General features: G+C 58.4%; 22 protein-coding genes. 14 read left to right on the forward strand and 8 right to left on the reverse strand.

Annotated features, from left to right (window positions below):
* Positions 1–409 precede the first annotated feature (409 nt).
* From CRX69_RS14870 to CRX69_RS14900, 7 genes are all read left to right on the forward strand, one after another.
* Entirely contained in the window at positions 410–841 is a 432-nt protein-coding gene (locus CRX69_RS14870) for a papain-like cysteine protease family protein (RefSeq protein ID WP_275112863.1), read from the forward strand.
* A gap of 207 nt (positions 842–1048) precedes the next feature.
* A complete protein-coding gene (locus CRX69_RS14875) occupies positions 1049–1249 on the forward strand; it encodes a hypothetical protein (RefSeq protein ID WP_007895617.1) in 201 nt (66 codons plus the stop codon).
* A gap of 112 nt (positions 1250–1361) precedes the next feature.
* On the forward strand, positions 1362–1868 hold the full coding sequence (locus CRX69_RS14880; protein WP_047228563.1) for a P-loop nucleotide/nucleoside kinase family protein: 507 nt from the start codon (positions 1362–1364) through the stop codon (positions 1866–1868).
* 181 nt (positions 1869–2049) lie between these two features.
* On the forward strand, positions 2050–2247 hold the full coding sequence (locus CRX69_RS14885) for a hypothetical protein (protein ID WP_047228562.1): 198 nt from the start codon (positions 2050–2052) through the stop codon (positions 2245–2247).
* 205 nt (positions 2248–2452) lie between these two features.
* Complete coding sequence (locus CRX69_RS14890; protein WP_076383939.1) at positions 2453–2821, forward strand: hypothetical protein; 369 nt, start codon at positions 2453–2455, stop codon at positions 2819–2821.
* Positions 2822–2982: 161 nt separating this feature from the next.
* Positions 2983–3693: an AzlC family ABC transporter permease gene (locus CRX69_RS14895; protein WP_047228560.1), complete on the forward strand. Its 711-nt coding sequence runs from the start codon at positions 2983–2985 to the stop codon at positions 3691–3693.
* Complete coding sequence (locus CRX69_RS14900; protein ID WP_107322250.1) at positions 3690–3998, forward strand: AzlD family protein; 309 nt, start codon at positions 3690–3692, stop codon at positions 3996–3998. The genes CRX69_RS14895 and CRX69_RS14900 overlap by 4 nt, the downstream gene beginning before the upstream one ends.
* Before the next feature lie 49 nt (positions 3999–4047).
* Here the strand turns inward: CRX69_RS14900 and CRX69_RS14905 are convergent, their stop codons facing one another.
* Positions 4048–4254, reverse strand: coding sequence for a hypothetical protein (locus tag CRX69_RS14905; RefSeq protein ID WP_047228558.1), 207 nt, complete (start codon positions 4252–4254; stop codon positions 4048–4050).
* A 204-nt stretch (positions 4255–4458) separates the two neighbouring features.
* On the reverse strand, positions 4459–5673 hold the full coding sequence (locus tag CRX69_RS14910) for an MFS transporter (protein WP_047228557.1): 1215 nt from the start codon (positions 5671–5673) through the stop codon (positions 4459–4461).
* A gap of 125 nt (positions 5674–5798) precedes the next feature.
* Between CRX69_RS14910 and CRX69_RS14915 the strand changes: the two genes are divergently transcribed.
* Complete coding sequence (locus tag CRX69_RS14915; protein WP_107322251.1) at positions 5799–6317, forward strand: anti-virulence regulator CigR family protein; 519 nt, start codon at positions 5799–5801, stop codon at positions 6315–6317.
* 99 nt (positions 6318–6416) lie between these two features.
* Here the strand turns inward: CRX69_RS14915 and CRX69_RS14920 are convergent, their stop codons facing one another.
* Positions 6417–8261: a sigma-54-dependent Fis family transcriptional regulator gene (locus tag CRX69_RS14920; protein WP_047228555.1), complete on the reverse strand. Its 1845-nt coding sequence runs from the start codon at positions 8259–8261 to the stop codon at positions 6417–6419.
* A 418-nt stretch (positions 8262–8679) separates the two neighbouring features.
* Here CRX69_RS14920 and CRX69_RS14925 point away from each other — a divergent pair, with 418 nt between their 5' ends.
* Genes CRX69_RS14925 through CRX69_RS14950 form a run of 6 tightly spaced genes read left to right on the forward strand, consistent with a single transcriptional unit; the run spans position 8680 to position 14629 of the window.
* A complete protein-coding gene (locus tag CRX69_RS14925) occupies positions 8680–9774 on the forward strand; it encodes an ABC transporter ATP-binding protein (RefSeq protein ID WP_047228554.1) in 1095 nt (364 codons plus the stop codon).
* Positions 9774–10883, forward strand: coding sequence for an ABC transporter ATP-binding protein (locus CRX69_RS14930; protein ID WP_107322252.1), 1110 nt, complete (start codon positions 9774–9776; stop codon positions 10881–10883). The genes CRX69_RS14925 and CRX69_RS14930 overlap by 1 nt, the downstream gene beginning before the upstream one ends.
* Complete coding sequence (locus CRX69_RS14935) at positions 10880–11746, forward strand: carbohydrate ABC transporter permease (protein WP_047228552.1); 867 nt, start codon at positions 10880–10882, stop codon at positions 11744–11746. Before CRX69_RS14930 ends, CRX69_RS14935 begins: the two co-directional genes overlap by 4 nt.
* Before the next feature lie 10 nt (positions 11747–11756).
* On the forward strand, positions 11757–12557 hold the full coding sequence (locus CRX69_RS14940) for a carbohydrate ABC transporter permease (protein ID WP_047228551.1): 801 nt from the start codon (positions 11757–11759) through the stop codon (positions 12555–12557).
* Positions 12558–12567: 10 nt separating this feature from the next.
* Entirely contained in the window at positions 12568–12840 is a 273-nt protein-coding gene (locus tag CRX69_RS14945; protein ID WP_047228550.1) for a DUF2160 domain-containing protein, read from the forward strand.
* Positions 12841–12886: 46 nt separating this feature from the next.
* Entirely contained in the window at positions 12887–14629 is a 1743-nt protein-coding gene (locus CRX69_RS14950) for an ABC transporter substrate-binding protein (protein ID WP_047228549.1), read from the forward strand.
* A gap of 186 nt (positions 14630–14815) precedes the next feature.
* Here the strand turns inward: CRX69_RS14950 and CRX69_RS14955 are convergent, their stop codons facing one another.
* From CRX69_RS14955 to CRX69_RS14980, 5 genes are all read right to left on the reverse strand, one after another.
* Complete coding sequence (locus tag CRX69_RS14955; protein ID WP_107322253.1) at positions 14816–15757, reverse strand: alpha/beta hydrolase; 942 nt, start codon at positions 15755–15757, stop codon at positions 14816–14818.
* A gap of 96 nt (positions 15758–15853) precedes the next feature.
* The gene (locus tag CRX69_RS14960) at positions 15854–16648 is read right to left on the reverse strand and encodes a ChbG/HpnK family deacetylase (protein WP_107322254.1); all 795 of its coding nucleotides are present in this window, start codon (positions 16646–16648) and stop codon (positions 15854–15856) included.
* A complete protein-coding gene (locus CRX69_RS14965; protein ID WP_076386594.1) occupies positions 16620–17798 on the reverse strand; it encodes a GNAT family N-acetyltransferase in 1179 nt (392 codons plus the stop codon). Before CRX69_RS14965 ends, CRX69_RS14960 begins: the two co-directional genes overlap by 29 nt.
* 5 nt (positions 17799–17803) lie before the next feature.
* Positions 17804–18493: a hypothetical protein gene (locus tag CRX69_RS14970; protein WP_047228547.1), complete on the reverse strand. Its 690-nt coding sequence runs from the start codon at positions 18491–18493 to the stop codon at positions 17804–17806.
* Between the two features lie 214 nt (positions 18494–18707).
* A complete protein-coding gene (locus tag CRX69_RS14980) occupies positions 18708–19397 on the reverse strand; it encodes a GNAT family N-acetyltransferase (RefSeq protein ID WP_076383944.1) in 690 nt (229 codons plus the stop codon).
* Between the last annotated feature and the right edge of the window lie 150 nt (positions 19398–19547).

Consider the following 19547-nt stretch of genomic DNA (forward strand, 5'->3'; position numbering starts at 1 on the left):
GGGCGTCGATCTGATCCCGTCTGTCGCGCGAATGTCGGAAGCCGGGCAGGAAAGACGAGGCCAATTGGAAAAGGGGGGACAGATATATTTCGCCGCGCTGAAAGCCCTTTGTTTTGGCTGGTTCGGGAAAAAACTGGCTGCCGTTAAGTTTTCGGAAACCAGGCGGAAGACGGGACCCGCGAGTTGACCGCGACCGCTGTCAGTTTTCAAGAATTGTGCATGCATCCTGCCTCCGGCATAGGAATCCTCGAGATTGTGGAAAAATGTGCATTGATCAACTACAAGTAAATAGTTGGACAGTTACGTTTAACGTATGGATTGATCGATTGGCTTTCCAATGAAAGGGAGTTCATATGGCATATGAAGGTGTCACTCGAGAAAAGTTTTTTCTATTTTTCCTAAGCTTGAGATACAAAAGGTGAGTCATAGTTGCTGGGCTGCGAGCTTTTCAGTGCTTATGCGATTAAATGATGTTCAGGTCTCGGAGCAGGCTGTAATTGGCTTCTATCCTGAATGGGTTCACGACGGGATAACTTTTCATCAGTTAGAAGAGCTGGCCAAATATTACAATACCTATCACTTTTCAAAGGAAACTGGACTTGTGCATGGGGCAAGAGAGCTTAAAGCTTATGCAAAGCTGGAGCCTATTTTGCAGTATGCAAGCCAATATTCAGGGTTCTTGGTGTTTGTTGAATCTCACTACGTGGTCGTATTGGAATATGATGATTCTGCTAATACAATCGATTATTATGACCCTTGGTTGGGCGTTATTGAGACGTGTGCCCTAGGATATTTTTTGGCATGGGGTACTCAGCAAACATTAGTTGTTGCAAAAGATTGATTCTTTCGTAATCAAAGCGAATAACGGGGCAGGTCACGATTTGAGACAGGTGGGTGATCAGAGACTAAGAATTGTGGTCTGGCCCTCCAGTTCTCTCTCCTTCGCCAAGAGGCAGGAGCGGCAGTTCTCCATTTTGAAGCAGGTGTTCCGGTTGGCGAAGTATTCGCACTGAAGCTGATGCAACACGCCCTGAGGAAGGGTTAACCAATGCCAAAGAAACATCAGGAAAGCAAAGCAGCGACGGCTGCTGACATTGAACGCTCTATCCAGGCACTGAACAAAATGGCTGAACGCCTCTGGGGTGATGGTCGGGAAGCTGAGGCCAAAGCTCTGCTCGATGCCTTGGATGCTTTAAACCGGGCGCTCGATAGGATCAGGATTGGGGAGAGCCGCAGGGTTCTTCATTGAGGCGTGAAGGAAAATGGGATACCTCCCACAATATGAAACGGGACGATTCCAAGGGGCCAAATCGTGGTCGGTCCCCGGTTTTCTACCTGACGCATTAATCGAAGGATATGGAATGCTCATCGTCTTCAGCGGCCTTCCCGGCACCGGAAAAACGACTATCGCCAATGATCTCGCCGCGACAACAGGCGCCATGTACCTGCGGATCGATACTATTGAGCAGGCGATTCGAAACTCGGGCGCTCTTGCGCAAGATGTAGGGCGCAGTGGTTACATGGTCGCCAATGAGCTTGCGCGGAGTAATCTTCGTTTGGGCCGCACGGTCATTGTTGATTGTGTCAATCCCGTCCTCGAAAGCCGGATCGCGTGGAGCGAAATCGCCTCACAGGCCAGTGTCCGATTAGCAAATATCCAAGTGGTCTGTTCCGATAAAGATGAACATCGACGCCGGGTCGAAACAAGGATGGTTGATGTTCCAGGGCTGACTCCACCAACCTGGCAATCGGTACTGGATCATGAATATGAGCCATGGGATGAAGCTTCGTTTTGCATAGACACAGCCTTGGTCTCTCCGGTGCAAGCGGTCTCGATGATCATCGACCGATTCCTGTCCCGTGAGTAACGTCGGCGCGCGGCGCAGTCCACTCAGAACTCCGTGTCCAGCGCCAACGCTCCCTGAATCCACCGATCCAAACTCCGTTTTTTCTGTACCTGCCGTTCATCCATTGCCCGGCACTTGCAGTTGCCCAGACATCTCTGATGTTTAAGCGTGGAAATCCCTCGCGTCAGAACGGAGAGCCAACATGGAAATCGACGAGAATGCCCCTGGGAACAAATCCCAGCAGGACGTAACCCGTGGCACGGATAATGAAACAGGCCACGATCCCAAGAAGGACGGCCCCGAGGTTCCATTGCCGGCGGATGATGAGGCTCCTGTCGAGGAGGATATGTCTGATGTGGAGGCCGCCGATTCGGTGGCCAGTGAGCATCCCGACGCTTAGCTTTTGTCCTTGCTGATTTATGTAAAAAGCGGACGACTTATGAGTCGCCCGCTTTTTGTAGGTCTCAGTTTCTAAAAGCAAGGACTCGGTCCGATTGTCTACCGCTTGCGCTGACATCAATCCGGGGATCTGCTTGATCTTGCGCGAAAAAATGATGCTGGTATGGTGGCGCCTCGTTTAAATCAGCGTTCAAGAGGGATCTTCTATGCACTCATTTTTCGCCAAGACCTTTGGGGGTCTTACTACCAGCTATTACATCCGTCAGTTCCTTTTTGGGCTGGTGTTCGCTGTGATGATCATCTCTTTGGCGGCCAATGGCCCTGGAGGAATCGGTGCCAAGCCTGGGCTGATTGTGTTGGCGGTCATCAACTCATTGCTCTATCCGTATTCTCGGTTCGTCTACGAAAGCGTTGTTGGCTACATCATGGGTAACAACGTTTTTTTCGTGAATGCGCTGTTCATGCTGATGGTGAAGGTTTTCACCATGGCGATGTGCTGGTCGTTGGCGATTTTCATAGCGCCGGTGGGGCTGGCGTACCTGTTCTGGCGTAACAGCCGGTCGGCGGTTGAGTAAGTCAGCAGTTCAGTGCGCTCGCAGTGATAACTGACGAGAATGGCTAAAGGAAGCCCTACATTGAATCGTAGGGCTCCCAATGACTTCTTTGCTGACACGGTTCCTGTCTTGCGGCCCTGGGTTGTTCAAGTGACGCAGCAAATATTTTAAGAGGCCATCTCTTGTCGAACGTAGAATCTCGTCTGCATGAACTAAAGCTCCATCACATCTACGACGGCTTCAAACAGCTGCTCCCCATTTCTCTGTTCGTCGTTGTATTCGGCGTCGCCTTTGGCCTGGCCGCAGCGCAGTCGGGGTTGAGTGATGTTTCAGCCGTGCTCATGAGCACGCTGGTATTCGCCGGCGCTTCTCAATTTGCTGCGCTGGATCTGTGGGGCCAACAGGTCCCGGTCGTTCCGTTGATGATCACCGTCTTTGCCATCAACGCCCGGCACCTGTTGATGGGCGCCACGCTCTACCCATGGCTACGGGAGCTGCCGGTTGCCAAGCGTTATGGGGTGATGCTGGTGGTCTCGGACGCCAACTGGGCCATGGCGATGCAAGCGTTCAGCCGTGGAAAACCTGGGCTGGGGCTTTTATTTGGCGGTGGCATCGCGCTCTGGGTTGCCTGGATCCTGGGCAGTTGGCTGGGGCTGCACTTTGGCAGCGCCATTGAAGACCCGGTCAGTTTCGGGCTCGACATGGTGATGGGGTGTTTCCTGTTGGCGATGGTCGTGGGCGGGAAGAAGAACCTGCGCATGCTCATCATCTGGACGGTGGCGGCCTGTTCATCGCTGTTGGCCTACTGGTATCTGCCGGCTAACAGTCATGTCGTGGTGGGGGCTTTGGCGGGAGGTATTCTGGGCGCGTTGTGGATGGAGAAAAAACAATGAATATCGACGCTGCGGGCCATGGCACCCTGATCATCATCCTGATCATGGCCATCGTGACGTTGGCGACCCGCTGGGGCGGTGTTTTCGTGATGTCGTTCGTGCCGATCAACTATCGGGTGCAGCAATTCATCACGGCAATGTCCGGCTCGGTATTGGTGGCCGTGCTTGCCCCGTTGGCGATCGAGGGTGACAACGGCGCGCGCCTGGCTTTGCTGAGCACCGCAATCATCATGGTGATCGTGAAGAAACCTCTGCCGGCGATTGCGGCCGGGATACTTGCAGCCGCTTTGGTCAGGCAGTTCTGAAACCATGTCGCCCGCTCACAAGCGGGCGATGAATTCCAAGTAACACAGGTCAGAAGTTCAGGGCCAATGCCTCCCCAAACGAGTGGTCCTGAACGCCGGCCATGAAGTGCAGTGGCATCTTCTGTTTCGCCTCGACCGGCGCAATGTCAAAACTACCGACTATTTGACTGTGAAGTGCACGTAGCCGTATCGACTCTTCTTCCTTTGCCTTTGCCATTCTCGCGTGGTTCGCTGCGATTTCATTGAGAGTTGACACGGTACATCTCCGGTGACTGACCAGCAGTGATAAGACGGCCGCCGCGTCAGGGTTACGTCGCCCTGGGGCTGCCATGACAAGTCGGTGCAAACCCTGAGCCAGACGTGGCGGCGAAATGCGCGTCACCTTCCATTAGCGACGAATGGTGGGCACCGGGAAACTCTAACCGCCCACAGATGAATATTTAAAGACGCGGGGGACTTCTCAAGCGTCTGTGTCGGCGCCATAGCCGGCCGGCATGCCTGCCGTCTTGCTGAAGAACGCGACCACGGTGATGCCGATCAGGCTGGTGGCAAGCGCCAGCAGCAGGATCACCTGCTGCGTTCCGACGGGCGCTGCCAGCAGCGCGACCAACAGCCCCGCCAAGGGCTGTGACAGGTTGTTGAGCAGGGTAATGACGCCGACAGTCTTGCCAAAATCCCTGGCTGGAATGACCTGCTGGCGAATGCTGCGTATGTAGACGTTGAACATCTTGTCGAAGCCGACGATCAGCAGAAATCCGACGATGTAACCCCATACTGTCGGGCTGAGTGCTGTGATGAAGGCGCCGGCGGCGATCAGCGTGTAAGACACGCTGCCCAAGACTCTCAAGGGCAAGGTCACCCGCGCCAGGAAGAACAGAATGATGATGGTGGTCACGGCCCCGGCTGCCTGTAACCAGGCGTAGTAGTCCTTGCCGGCGCTGTACTCGCCGATCACCATGGCCGCCGAGGTGGCGAGGGTGACGCCGATGATCAGGTTGACCCCTACGGCCAGGCCGATGATTTTTTTCAGCTCGGCCAGGTTGCGGATGTGACCGAAGGCAATGCGCAGCGGGTTCAGCCAGACGTCGTGATGTTGTTCGAAGGTTTCCAGCGTCACCGCGCTGGTCCGCTGCCAGAACAGCATCGCCAGGTCCGCCAGCAGGAACAGTACGGCAATCGCCAGCACCACCCAGTGCCAGGCCCATACCTCCAGCATCAGCGCGGCGATCAGCGGGCCCAGCACCAGCCCGGTCTGGTCGGCGATCTGCGAGTACGACAAGGTCTTGGTGTAGGTGTAATGCTTGAAGATGTAGGGCATCACCACTTCGCGAGCCATGATGCCCTGGGTGGTCAATACACCGCAGACCGCCGAGAGGGCGACGATCCAATAAATGCCGCCAAAAATCATGAAGAGCACCACGGCGGCGATGCACATCACGGCGCGATAAACCTGGCTGATGTGCAGGATTCGAATGGGCGAGAACTTGTCGCACAGCGCCCCGCAGATCGGGAACGATAGAAAGCGTGGCAGGGATTCGACGAAGAAAGCCAGGCCCGCCCAGGAGACGCTTTGGGTGGTTTGGAAAACAATCAGCGGGACGATGAACAGCAGTATCTGGTCGGCCAGCCGTGAGAGGAACATTGAAACGAAAAAGGCCAGGTAATCCTTGCGCATGGAGCTCCTTGAAAACGTCGTTGTACGGTATCGGGCCTTGCTGTCAGCGCGCAGTATGATATGGAACTAATATCACTGTTAGCCTCTATATTCACAGGGATGTTCCCTTTTCAGTGAGAACCACCATGTTCAAATCGCGCTCGTTGATTGTTGCGGTTACCTGCTTCGCCCTCGTGGCGGGTTCTACCGCTGTAGTGGCGAACCCGGGTAACGACAAAGGGAACGCCAAATTCGATCAAGGCCAGGGTCAAGGACAAGGAAACAAAGGCGGGCAGGGCAACAAGGGCGGTCAAGGCAACCCAGGTAGCAATCAGGGCGGCAAAGGTAACCAGGGCGGCAAGGGCAACCCATCGGGTGGTGATTGGCACAACGGCCCCAGCATCGACCGCGGCGGCATTCTCGGCCTGGTGAGCGGTCACCGTGATTATTGGAGCCCCGGTCCGCCACTGCCGCCGGGTATCCAGAAAAACCTCGCCCGAGGCAAGCCGTTGCCACCGGGCATTGCCAAGAAGCTGGATGGGCGCTTGCTGGGACGCCTGCCGCACTATGACGGGTACGAATGGCAGCAGGTGGGCACGGACCTGATTCTGGTGGCGATTGCCACCGGCATCATCTATGAAGTGCTTAACGGTGCGTTCGACTAAAGCGCCAATGGAATAAATAGCAGCCTCATTCGGAGTGATGCCAGTCAGTTAAGCGAAACGCCTGTGGGAGCGAGCAAGCCCGTTCCCACAGGTTTTGCATCAGCTTTCAAGTTGTCGCAGGCGCTTGTACAAGGTGTTGCGGCTGACCCCCAGCCGCCGCGCCAGGTGCGAAATGTTCCCGCCCACCGCCTGCAACTGACGGTTCAGGTCCTCGACATCGTTCAGGTCGACTGTCAGCGGCTCCGGTGTTTCCACCGGCTCCATTTCAAGATCAATGAAGAAGTCGTCTGGCAGATGTTCCGGTCGGATCGGCTGCTCTTCGGCCATCGCCAGGGCCACTTGCAGCACGCTGCTGACCTGGCGCAGGTTGCCTGGCCATGGATGGCGTTCGAACAGATCCAGCACTTCGCGGCTCAGGCCGGCCCATTGTGTGGGTTCGCGGTGGTGTTCCCAAAGACGTTTGAACAGGGCCTGTTTGTCATTGCGTTCGCGCAGGGGTGGCAGTTCCAGGGTCAGGCCGCCGATGCGGTAGTACAGGTCTTCGCGGAACCGGCCCAGTTGCACCTGTTCGCGCAACGAGCGGTTGGTGGCGGAGATGATACGAATGTCCACCGCAAACAGCTCGGCGCTGCCCACCGGTTGCACGCAACGCTCTTGCAATACTCGCAGCAATCGGGCCTGAGTCGGGAGGGGCATGTCACCGATCTCATCGAGGAACAGGGTGCCGCGGTCGGCCTTGCGGATCAGGCCGATACTGCCTTTTTGATTGGCGCCGGTGAAGGCGCCTTTTTCATAACCGAACAGTTCCGATTCCACCAGCTCGGCGGGGATCGCCGCGCAGTTGACCGCAATGAACGGCTGCTTGCTGCGGGAGCTGGCCTGGTGAAGGGCTTTGACGAACACTTCCTTGCCGACCCCGGTTTCGCCGTGGATCAGCAGTGGAATGTCCTTCTCCAGCAAGCGCTCGGCCTGGCGTACGGCTTTTTCCACGCGGCTGTCGCCGAAGTGCAGGGTATTGAGGCTGATCACGTTCGCGGCGGGGGCGGACGAGGGCGCTGGCTCGCTGAAGACCCGGGCCTTGACCGTCACCTGTTGCGGGCGTCTGAGCAAACACTGGAAGCGATTGCTCCCCGACGCTTGCAGGGCGAACGGCAGGCCGTCGGGCTGGTTCAGCAGCTCCAGCAGCGAAACCTTGAACAGGCTTTCGATGCTCACCCGTGACAGGCGCAGGCCCAGCAGATTGTCGGCGCGGCGGTTGGCGGAGAGCACCTGGCCGGTTTCATCGAAAATCAGCAGCCCGGCCCATTGGCTGTCGAGGTTGTTCAAGCCGGTGTTGAAGGTCAGTTGGAAATGCTCACCGCGAAACAGGTTGAGGATCAGCCGGTTTTCCACGGTCTGGCTCATCATCTTGACCATGCCCAGGGTGTGGGAGGGCGGCAGGTAGCTGTCGCTGGAAACGTCCAGCACTGCGATGACCTTGCGCTCGGCGTCGAAGATCGGCGCGGCGGAGCCGGTCATGAAGCGGTTGGCCTTGAGGAAGTGTTCATCGTGTTCGATGTGCACCGCCTGTTCACAGGCCAGGGCGGTGCCGATGGCATTGGTGCCGCTGCAGCGCTCCATCCAGCTCGCCCCGGCGCTGAAACCATGGGCCAGTTTCGGTTCGATAAAGCGCTGGGTCCCCCACGAGGTCAGCACCTGGCCCTGGTTGTCGGCCAGCATGATCAGGCAATTGGAGTTGCTCAGGATATTCTCGTAATACGGCAGGACTTCCTGGTGGGTGGTCTGCACCAGCGAATGCTGGCTTTCCAGCAACTGGGCAATGCCTTCTGCGGGCAATTGATCGAAGGCAGGCACACTCTGGTGATTCAGGCCAAAGGCGCGGCAGCGGGACCAGGAGGCCTGGATGATGGCTTCGTGGGACAAGGCTGGAGCAGGTGCGGCCATGGGGCACTCTCGCAGATGTTGTTTTTATTGTTGTGATAAGTCTCGCACATCCTCCTTGTGCTGGGGCATGCCTGAATGTCACTTGATACACGAAACCTGTGGGAGCGAGCCTGCTCGCGATAGCGTTTGATCAGTAGCATTGATGGGCCTGACACAAAGCTATCGCGAGCAGGCTCGCTCCCACAGGATCGAAGTCAGGCCGGCCGAAAACCTTTATTCAGTGTTGTTCAAAATTGTTCATTGTCAACCAGCAATCTGTTCAGTTGTTCAGTCAGGTTGTTCATTTTCGTTCATCAACGAACGTTCTTTTCTGAAGGAAAAGAGAAAAAATCAACAGGATCATGGGCTTGTGATTTCTGGCACGGCTTTCGCTTTTAGACTCGGGTCGCTTGACTCCAAATAATAAAAAGGCCGAGCCATGTCATTAACGCTTGAGCACATTTGTCGCACCGTCGAAGGCCAGACCTGGATCGACGATGCCAACCTGAGTTTCGAACCCGGATCGTTCAACGTTCTGCTGGGCCGCACGCTGTCCGGCAAGACCAGCCTCATGCGCCTGATGGCCGGTCTGGACAAGCCCGACAGCGGTCGCATCCTGATGAACGGCGTCGATGTCACCCAGCGCCCGGTGCGCCTGCGTAACGTGTCGATGGTCTATCAACAGTTCATCAACTACCCGACCATGACGGTGTTCGAAAACATCGCCTCGCCGCTGCGCCAGGCCGGTGTGTCCAACGAGGTGATCCAGAGCAAGGTGCTGGAAACCGCGAAGATGCTGCGCATTGAGAAGTTCCTGCAGCGTCACCCGCTGGAGCTGTCCGGTGGACAACAGCAGCGCACCGCTATGGCCCGGGCGCTGGTCAAGGACGCCGAACTGATCCTGTTCGACGAGCCTCTGGTGAACCTGGACTACAAGCTGCGTGAGGAACTTCGCCAGGAAATGCGCGAACTGTTCCAGGCCCGCCACACCATTGCCGTCTACGCCACCACCGAACCCAACGAAGCCCTGGCTTTGGGCGGCACCACGACGATTCTGCATGAGGGCCGGGTGATCCAGAGCGGCAAGTCGGCCTCGGTGTATCACCAGCCGCAAACCGTACTGGCCGCCGAGCTGTTCTCCGAGCCACCGATCAATCTCATGCCGGGCCGCATCGCCGGCAATGAAGTGAGCTTTGCCAATTTCGTGCACTTTCCGCTGAACGTCGATCTGCGGCCGGTGGGCGAGGGTGAGTTCCGCTTCGGTGTGCGGCCCAGTCATATTTCCCTGGTGCCGAGCAACGACGACGACCTGGAACTGGCGGTGACTGTCGAGGTGGCCGAGATCAGCGGTTCGGAGACATTCCTGCACGTGCGCAACGAGCATTTCCTGCTGGTGCTGCACTTGTCCGGCGTCCATGAATACGACGTGGATGAGCCGATCCGCATCTACATTCCGACCCACAAACTGTTTGTCTTCGATGCCCAGGGCAAGCTGGTCCAAGCCCCAGGCCAGCGTATTGCGAGGGTTGCCTGATGGCTGAAATTCGTTTGCAGAACCTCGCCCACAGCTACACCAGCACCCCGTCGGGCCCAGAGGATTACGCGATCCGCGAGATGAACCACATCTGGGAGCAGGGCGGCGCCTATGCGTTGCTCGGGCCATCGGGCTGCGGCAAATCCACCTTGCTCAATATCATTTCCGGACTGCTGAGTCCCTCCGAAGGCCAGGTGATGTTCGACAGCAAAGTCGTCAACGACCTGACCCCGGAGCGTCGCAACATTGCCCAGGTGTTCCAGTTCCCGGTGGTGTACGACACCATGACGGTGTTCGACAACCTGGCCTTCCCGCTGCGTAACCAGGGCATGGCCGAGGCAAAAATCCACACCAAGGTGCAGGAAATCGCCGAGGTCCTGGACCTGCAGAACCTGCTGGACAAAAAGGCCCGCAACCTCACCGCCGACGAAAAACAGAAAGTCTCCATGGGGCGCGGGCTGGTGCGCGACGATGTGTCGGCGATCCTCTTCGACGAACCGCTGACGGTGATCGACCCGCACCTGAAATGGAAGCTGCGGCGCAAGCTCAAGCAGATCCACGAGCAGTTCAATATCACCATGGTCTACGTCACTCACGACCAGTTGGAAGCTTCTACCTTCGCCGACAAGATCGCGGTGATGTATGGCGGTCAGATCGTGCAGTTCGGTACGCCTCGGGAGTTGTTCGAGCGTCCGAGCCACACCTTTGTCGGCTATTTCATCGGCAGCCCGGGGATGAACCTGATCGAGGTCACGGCACAACCCGGCGGCGTCGGTTTCGCTTCCACCCACTTTCCGCTGTCCGAAACGTTGCAACGCGGTATTGCCCAGGCCGAAGGCAAAAGCCTGAAGGTCGGTATTCGTCCTGAATTTGTCCATGTCTGGGACGGGCCTTACGACGATGCGATGCGGGCCGATGTGGTCCACGTCGAGGACCTGGGCACCTACAAGATCCTCACCCTCAACCTCGATGGCGCGCCGATCAAGGTGCGCCTGGCCGAAGACAAACCGGTGCCCGAAGGCACTGCGTACATCAGTTTTCCGGGCCAATGGCTGATGGTGTATGCCGATGAATACTTGCTGGAACCGTTGAGCGAGGTGCAGCCATGAACAAGGTGCAGAACAACAAGGCCTGGTGGCTGGTGTTGCCGGTGTTCCTGCTGGTGGCGTTCAGTGCGGTGATCCCGATGATGACCGTGGTCAACTATTCGGTGCAGGACATCTTCGACCAGTCCAGCCGCTATTTCGTCGGTGCCGATTGGTACAGGCAGGTGCTGCTCGATCCACGGCTGCACGACTCGTTACTACGCCAGTTCATCTATTCGGCGTGCGTACTGCTGATCGAGATTCCGCTGGGCATCGCCATCGCCCTGACCATGCCGACCAAGGGCAAATGGTCGTCCCTGGTGTTGATCATCCTGGCGATCCCGCTGCTGATTCCATGGAACGTGGTGGGCACCATCTGGCAGATTTTCGGCCGCGCCGACATCGGCCTGATGGGCTCCACGCTCAACGCCATGGGCATCAACTACAACTATGCGGCCAACACCATGGACGCCTGGGTCACGGTATTGGTGATGGACGTCTGGCATTGGACGTCCCTGGTGGCGCTGCTCTGCTATTCCGGGTTGCGGGCGATTCCGGACGTGTATTACCAGGCCGCGCGAATTGACCGGGCCTCCAACTGGGCGGTGTTCCGGCATATTCAGTTGCCGAAAATGAAGAGCGTGCTGCTGATCGCGGTGATGCTGCGCTTCATGGACAGCTTCATGATCTATACCGAGCCGTTCGTGCTCACCGGCGGCGGGCCGGGTAACGCCACCACGTTCCTGAGCCAGACCCTGACTCAGATGGCCATCGGTCAATTCGACCTGGGCCCGGCGGCTGCGTTTTCCCTGGTGTACTTCCTGATCATTCTGTTGGTGTCGTGGCTGTTCTATACCGCCATGACTCATTCCGACGCCAACCGTTGAGGCCCGCGCCATGAGCAAGAGAAAGCTGATTCCGTTGCTGATCTACATCCTGTTCCTGCTGGTGCCCATCTACTGGCTGCTGAACATGTCGTTCAAGAGCAACACCGAGATCCTCGGCACCCTGACGCTGTGGCCCCAGGATTTCACCTTCCAGAACTACAAGGTGATCTTCACCGACCCGAGCTGGTACACCGGTTACCTGAACTCGCTGTACTACGTCAGCCTGAACACGGTGATTTCCCTGGCTGTGGCGTTGCCGGCGGCCTATGCGTTCTCCCGCTACCGGTTCCTGGGGGACAAACACCTGTTCTTCTGGCTGCTGACCAACCGCATGGCGCCGCCAGCGGTGTTCCTGCTGCCGTTCTTCCAGCTGTACTCGTCCATCGGGCTGTTCGACACTCATATCGCTGTGGCCTTGGCCCATTGCCTGTTCAACGTGCCGCTGGCGGTGTGGATCCTCGAAGGGTTCATGTCCGGGGTGCCGAAAGAAATTGACGAGACTGCCTACATTGACGGCTACAGTTTCCCCAAGTTCTTCGCGAAGATCTTCATCCCGTTGATCGGCTCCGGCATCGGCGTCACGGCGTTTTTCTGCTTCATGTTTTCCTGGGTCGAACTGTTGCTGGCGCGCACCCTCACCTCGGTGAATGCCAAGCCGATCGCGGCGGTCATGACCCGCACGGTCTCGGCATCGGGTATCGACTGGGGCGTGCTGGCGGCGGCGGGGGTGTTGACTATCCTGCCAGGCATGCTGGTGATCTGGTTCGTACGCAACCATGTGGCCAAGGGCTTTGCCCTGGGCCGGGTCTGAGGAGACGATGATGGAATGGATGAACTGGACCGGCCCGACGGCGGCCTTCTTTGGTGTCATCGCCTTGCTGCTGGCAGGCATGACTACGTGGGAACTGCGTTCGCCGAGTATCCCTCGGCGCGGTTTCCTGCCGATTGCCACCACCCGTGGCGATCGGTTGTTTATCGGTCTTCTCGGTAGCGCCTACCTGCATCTGCTGGTGATCGGCGCCACCGACTGGAGCATCTGGATAGCGTTCGCGTTGTCTTTGGTGTGGCTGTTGGCAGTGATGCGGTGGGGCTAGTCGAAGGTTCGACGATCAGGCTCTTAAACCCAAACAGGAGGTCTCTATGTTCGATAAAAACAATAAGCTGCGACATAGCGTTTCATTGGCAGCCGTGCTGGCACTCAGCGGGTTGAGCGCTGCGGCCTGGGCCGACGCCTATGAAGACGCGGCGAAAAAATGGATTGGCAGTGAATTCAAGCCGTCTACCCTGACAGCCGAACAGCAGCTCGAAGAGCTCAAGTGGTTCATCAAGGCGTCCGAGCCATTTCGCGGCATGAAAATCAACGTGGTGTCGGAAACCATCGCCACCCACGAATATGAATCCAAGGTGCTGGCCAAGGCCTTCAGGGACATTACCGGGATCGAGCTGACCCACGACCTGTTGCAGGAAGGCGACGTGGTGGAGAAGCTGCAGACCCAGATGCAGTCGGACAAGAACATCTACGACGGTTGGGTCAATGACTCGGACCTGATCGGCACGCACTTTCGCTACGGCAAGACCGCATCGATCACCGATATGATGGCCAACGAAGGCAAGGCCTACACCTCGCCGACCCTGGACCTCAAGGACTTCATCGGCACTTCGTTCACCACCGCGCCGGACGGCAAGCTCTATCAACTGCCGGACCAGCAGTTCGCCAACCTGTACTGGTTCCGCGCCGACTGGTTCGAGCGGGCCGACCTGAAGGCCAAGTTCAAGGAAAAGTACGGCTACGAGCTGGGTGTACCGGTGAACTGGTCGGCTTATGAAGACATTGCCAAGTTCTTCACTGAAGACGTCAAGGAAATCGACGGTAAGCGCGTCTACGGTCACATGGATTACGGCAAGAAGGATCCGTCCCTGGGCTGGCGCTTTACCGATGCCTGGTTCTCCATGGCCGGTGGCGGCGACAAGGGCCTGCCCAACGGCTTGCCGGTGGACGAGTGGGGGATTCGCGTCGAGAATTGCCATCCGGTCGGCTCCAGCGTGACCCGTGGCGGCGACACCAACGGCCCCGCGGCTGTGTTCGCCACCACCAAATACGTGGACTGGATGAAGAAGTACGCGCCACCGGAAGCGGCGGGCATGACCTTCTCCGAATCCGGCCCGGTGCCGTCGCAAGGCAACATCGCCCAGCAGATCTTCTGGTACACCGCTTTTACGGCCGACATGACCAAACCGGGCCTGCCGGTGATGAACGCCGATGGCACGCCGAAATGGCGCATGGCGCCGTCGCCGCGCGGACCGTATTGGGAAGAGGGCATGAAGCTGGGCTATCAGGACGTGGGTTCCTGGACGTTCCTCAAGTCCACGCCTGAGAAGCAGAGGCTGGCCGCCTGGCTCTATGCGCAGTTCGTGACGTCCAAGACCGTATCGCTGAAGAAAACCATTGTAGGTTTGACGCCGATTCGTGAGTCGGACATCAACTCTCAGGCCTTGACCGATCTGGCGCCGAAACTCGGTGGGCTGGTTGAGTTCTATCGCAGCCCGGCCCGTGTGCAATGGACCCCGACCGGGACCAACGTGCCGGACTATCCACGCCTGGCTCAGCTGTGGTGGAGCCACATCGCCGAAGCCGCCAGCGGCGAGAAGACTCCGCAACAGGCACTCGACGGGTTGGCCAAGGATCAGGACGCAATCATGACCCGTCTGGAACGCTCCAAGGCCCAGGCCACCTGCGCCCCGAAAATGAACCCTGAGCGCGACGCGCAATACTGGTTCGACCAACCGGGCGCTCCGAAGCCGAAACTGGCCAACGAGAAGCCTAAGGGTGAAACCGTGAGCTACGCCGAGCTGCTGAAATCATGGGAGGCGGCGCGTAAATAAGCTGGACCTGCAATGAATGAACGGCACCGTAAGGTGCCGTTTTTTTGTGCCCGGCCCCTCGACGCGCAAAACGGTGGGAGCAAGGCTTGCCGCGATGGCGGTGGCACATCCCGCATTAATGCCAACTGACCCACCGCCATCGCGAGCAGGCTCGCTCCCACAGGGGGATTGGGCGGCGGATTTGAATCAGCCCGCCTTGGCCGGGCTGGTAGGAGGGTGTCCGGCCACGGGCGATGGCCCGGCTTTCATCAGGGCCTCCAATGCTTGGCGGTAGGTGCTGCCCGCCAGGTTCATGCTGTTGTTGTGGGTTGCGCCTGGCACCAGCAACAGACGCTTTGGCTCCAGGGCGGCGTTGAATAATTGTTCGCTCAAGCGTGGCGGGACGTAGCGGTCGGCGGCGCCGTGCACCACCAGCAAGGGCATGTTGATCTCGCGGATCTTGTCGATGGAGTCGAACTTCTGCGACAGCAGCCAGCGCACCGGCAGGGAGGTGTTCGCCATGGCGGTGGCGACATCGCCCAGGGAGGTGAACGTGGATTCGATGACCAGACCTCGGGCGGGCACGAGGCTGCCGTCTTTCGCCGCCTTCTGGCCAAGCTCCGCGGCGAGGTCTACCGCGACGGCGCCACCCAGTGAATGGCCGTAGATCAGCCGCAGGGCCGGGTCCGGTTGCAGCACTTCAAGACGCTGCCAGGCAATGCGCGCATCTTCATAGACGCTGGCTTCCGACGGCAGATCGCCCTGGCTTTTGCCGAAACCACGGTAATCGATGGCCAGCACCGAAAAGCCCAGGGCCCTTAACTGCCGAATACGAAACAACTGACCGGTCAGGTTCCAGCGCACCCCGTGCAGGTACAGAATCGCCGGCGCGTTCTTGCGTTCGGCCGGCCACCACCAGCCGTGGATATTTTCCCCGGCCTTGAAGCTCTTGGGCTTGAGGTCGAACTCCTGCACGTCGCCCGGCAAGCCGCTGAACCAGGTTGCCGTACCTGGCTCGATCCGAAACACCAGTTCACGTTCCTTGTGCTGCAACACGCCACAGCCCACCGGCAGCCCGACCACCATCGCGCTCATGCACAGCAAAGCCAGCCAGCGTCGCCCAAGACGGGAGATAAGAGACGAAGACATCGATGCGATTCGCTACTCAAGGCATGAAGGTGCTTTTTATCAGATTCGCTGGAAGGGTGGAGGGATTTCGGATGGCTTGTTGTCGCGTATCCTAAATCACTGCACATCCCCATATTGGGTCAATATCAAAGCCTTCACCGCCGCGCCGTACGCCACCCTAGGTACGCCCGACAGGCGTTTATGCAACACTTGGGTCAGTGATTCCCCTGGCATCAGGCTCGCGTCGCCAAAGTCTTCATCCAGGTGCAGTGGATGAACGATTACCTCAAGCGAGCCGTGACCTGGCGGCGCGGCGTGGTGCAGGTCGGCGGGTGTGCAGACGTAGTCGGCTGTCGCGCCGCACAGGCTGCGCAGGCGACGGTTGAGCATGGTCTTGAACAGGCGCTTGGGCAGGTTGAGATTCGCCCCCAGGTTACGCGCCAACCGAATCGGCACGCCGTGTCGGGCGGCAAAGCGGGCCACCAGCTCTCCAATGGGCCAGATGTTATGTACGTGTTGATGAGAATCGAGGTGGCTAGGCCGCAGGTCGTGGTCCAGGCAGCGTTGCCATTGGGCATCAAGCTCTTCCTGTACCGCGCGGAGGTCCTTTGAACCAAGGCGCAGGCAGTAGCGCGAGAGGTTCAGGTCGAACTCGCCGTTCGTGTCGCAAAACGCCGGTCGCGAAGCAATGGTCTGGCTCAGCGGGCGGCCGAAGCTGAGATTGAAATGCAGGCCGATTCGGCCGTCGAGTAGCGGTTTGCGGGCCATTTCACAAGCTTGCTCGAAAGCCGGCATGTTGGCCATGGCCGTGGCCGAACTGATCACGCCAGCCTCGAAGGCCCGCAGAATCAGGGAGTTTTCGTTGAGATCGAGTCCGAAGTCGTCAGCGTTGACGATCACTTGGCGTGGCATTCACATTCTCCTGGCGCTTGGGGGTAGATGACGAAGTCGCTGTCGCGCTTTGCCCGGTCGGGCGCTTGCGCAGTAACGGTTTCAGGCTTTTCCATAACCGCAAGGCGAGCCCCAGTACCAGGCCATCGGGCTGCCATGAATAAAAACTCCAACGCCAGTGCTCCAGTTGTCCGGTCATGCGTTCATGCAGTTGATGGCTCGAGTTCTCCAGGCTGACCCGCGAGGCATCGATCCAGCGCCAGTTGTCATCCAGCCCCCAGCGAATCCACTCCTCGAGCAGAACCCGACCACTGCCCAGGTCGGCATGCTGTGGCAGGAACGCCAGGTTGTAGTCGTACAGTCGTCCCTGATCCAGCAGGCCGAGGCGATAACTGATGCAGCGACCGTCCAGTTCCAGTATCACCACCCGCACCATGCCCTCGGCGGCGAGCGCAGTGAAGGCGTGATTCATCCATTGCCGACGGCTGGGGTCGGCGAAAATGCCGACACCTTCTTCTCCTTTCCAACTGGCTGCCTCGACTTCGGCAAGGTCGTGCAGCAGCAGCCCCATGCTGATGGCATCGGGTGTCACCCGGCGGATTTGGGCACCGCATGCGGCGATCCGCTTGCGCGCCCGGCGTAACTTGTAGCGCGGATCACCGGATATCTCCTGGCGGTCGCTGTCGCTGATCAAATGCACCGGCACCCGGCAACTGAGTCGCCGTTCCCCGGTCGAGCTCAGGGCCATCCAGGCACTGAGGACGCTTCCTTCACCCACCGGTTCGGTCACTTCATTCAACTGTAGTAACGCATGGGGCAGATGTTGGCGGATCTGCATCAGCGCCTCTGCCATACCCTCGGCTTCCAGACGTATCAGCGGCGCGATGCGGTCAGCCAATGGATAGCCCAAGTGACGCAATACCCGGAAACGCAGCCCACAGATACGTTCGCGCCCCGAAATGAGCGGCAGACACAGGCACAGTGTCTGATCCTGCCAGCCAAGCAGTATGTTGAGCTGCTGATCTGGCAGCAGCGCAAATTCCGCCGCTTGCAGCCAGGCCAATGTGTTGAACGGTGTAGTGTCGGGCACCAGGGTTCGCAGCTGTTCATAAGCTGTTGCAGGGAACTGCGCCGCGCCCAAGGAACGGCACCATTGGAACCTGATCGCCATGGACATCAGGCCGCCGCAGTGGTGGCGGACGGCTGGGCCGGTTTGCGAAACGGGTCCAGTAGTGAGCCGCTATAGAACGTGTCGCGGAAAAAACGCCAGCGGCCAAACAGGCAATACACGTGGGTGATTTGTCCGCGCTCCTGATAGTCCATGCGCAGGTGCAGTTTTACGGCTGGAATGTTCTCCAGATCGCAGACGTCGACTACTTTGTCGCTGCCTTTGTCGGCCATGGTCTTCCAGAGATCCAATTGCACATCCACCGATAGCTGACTGCCCCAATAGGCGCGGATCATTTCACCGCCGAACTCGAAGAACTCGCCCGGCTTGACCGGGAACCAGCAACCATAGAAATGGCGGTCGAAATAGTCGCGTTGACTGCCCCAGATGAAAGCGACGGTGTTGCCCTTGTCGTCCAGATACATCAAGCCGGTGTGGCCTTCGGCTGCCAGCTCACGCATGGTCTCGACACGGTCGCCGAAGTGAGTGGCGAAAGCGTCGGCGTTGCTGGTAGTGATGACTTCCCTGCGCAAAAGTGGATAAGGCTTAAGTTTGCAAGGCCGCACAGGACTGACCAGATCCCGCTCCATCCATATCAGTTGGGAGTGAAAAAACACGTAGCGTCTGCACAGCTTTTTGAGCACGGTGCGCAGGCCTTTCTTCTGAATGCGATCACGCAATTTTTGCAGAACGTTCATAGTGCCTCCTGACGGGTGGCGGGTTGGGAAATGGCCCCCATCGCGAGCTGGCTCGCGATGGGGTTTTGGCTGACGAGCGCACTCATGCTGATGTCCCCATCAGCCTCCGGCGCATCGGCAGCCAGTCGCTGGGCAGGATGATCTGTGTCTGCCACGGCGCCACACCGCTGGGACGGCAAGGAGCGACACCATTTGAGCCGGATCGCCATGGACATCAGGCCGCCGCAGTCGATGCAACCGGCTGATCCGGTTTTTGAAAAGCGCCCAGTGCCGAGCCGCGGTAAAACGTGTCGCGGAAAAACCGCCAGTGACCGAACAGGCGATACACGTGGGTGATCTTGCCGCGCTCCTGGAAGCCCATGCGCAGGTGCATCTTGATCGCCGGGATGTTTTGCAAGTCGCAGACATCGACCATCGTGTCGCAACCTTTGTCAGCCATGATCTTCCAAATTTCCAACTGCATGTCCGCCGACATCCTGGAACCCCAGTAGGCACGGATCATCTCGCCACCGAACTGAAAGTACTCGCCAGGCTGGATCGGGAAGTTGCAGCGATAGAAATGGCGGTCGAAATAGTCTCGCGTACTGCCCCAGGCGAAACCCACGGTGTCGCCTTGAGCATCCAGGTACATCAAGCCTGTGTAGCCCTCCGCCGCCAGCTCGCGCATGGTTTTGACGCGGTCGCCGAAGTGCCGGGCAAACGCGTCGGCATTGCTGACCGTGATGAACTCCAGGCGCATTGGTGGGTAGGGTTTGAGGTTATGCGGGGGAAGCGGGGTCCGCACATCGTGCTCCAGCCACACCAGTCGGGAGTGGAAATACGCGTAGCGCCTGAACAGCTGTTTGAGCACAGCGCGCAGGCCTTTCTTCTGGATGCGATCACGCAATTTTTGCAGGGACTTCATGGTGCCTCCTGACGGGTGGCGTGGTGGGAGAAACGAGGTGTGTTCCAGTCCATGGCAAAACAGGGTGTCCCCGGGCAGGAGATACCCGATCTGAGGGGTTTGCATAAGCTCCGGGCCGACCCCATCGCGAGCAGGCTCGCTCCCACATTG

Origin of the sequence: Pseudomonas rhizophila (assembly GCF_003033885.1) — a bacterium.
Taxonomy (GTDB): domain Bacteria; phylum Pseudomonadota; class Gammaproteobacteria; order Pseudomonadales; family Pseudomonadaceae; genus Aquipseudomonas; species Aquipseudomonas rhizophila.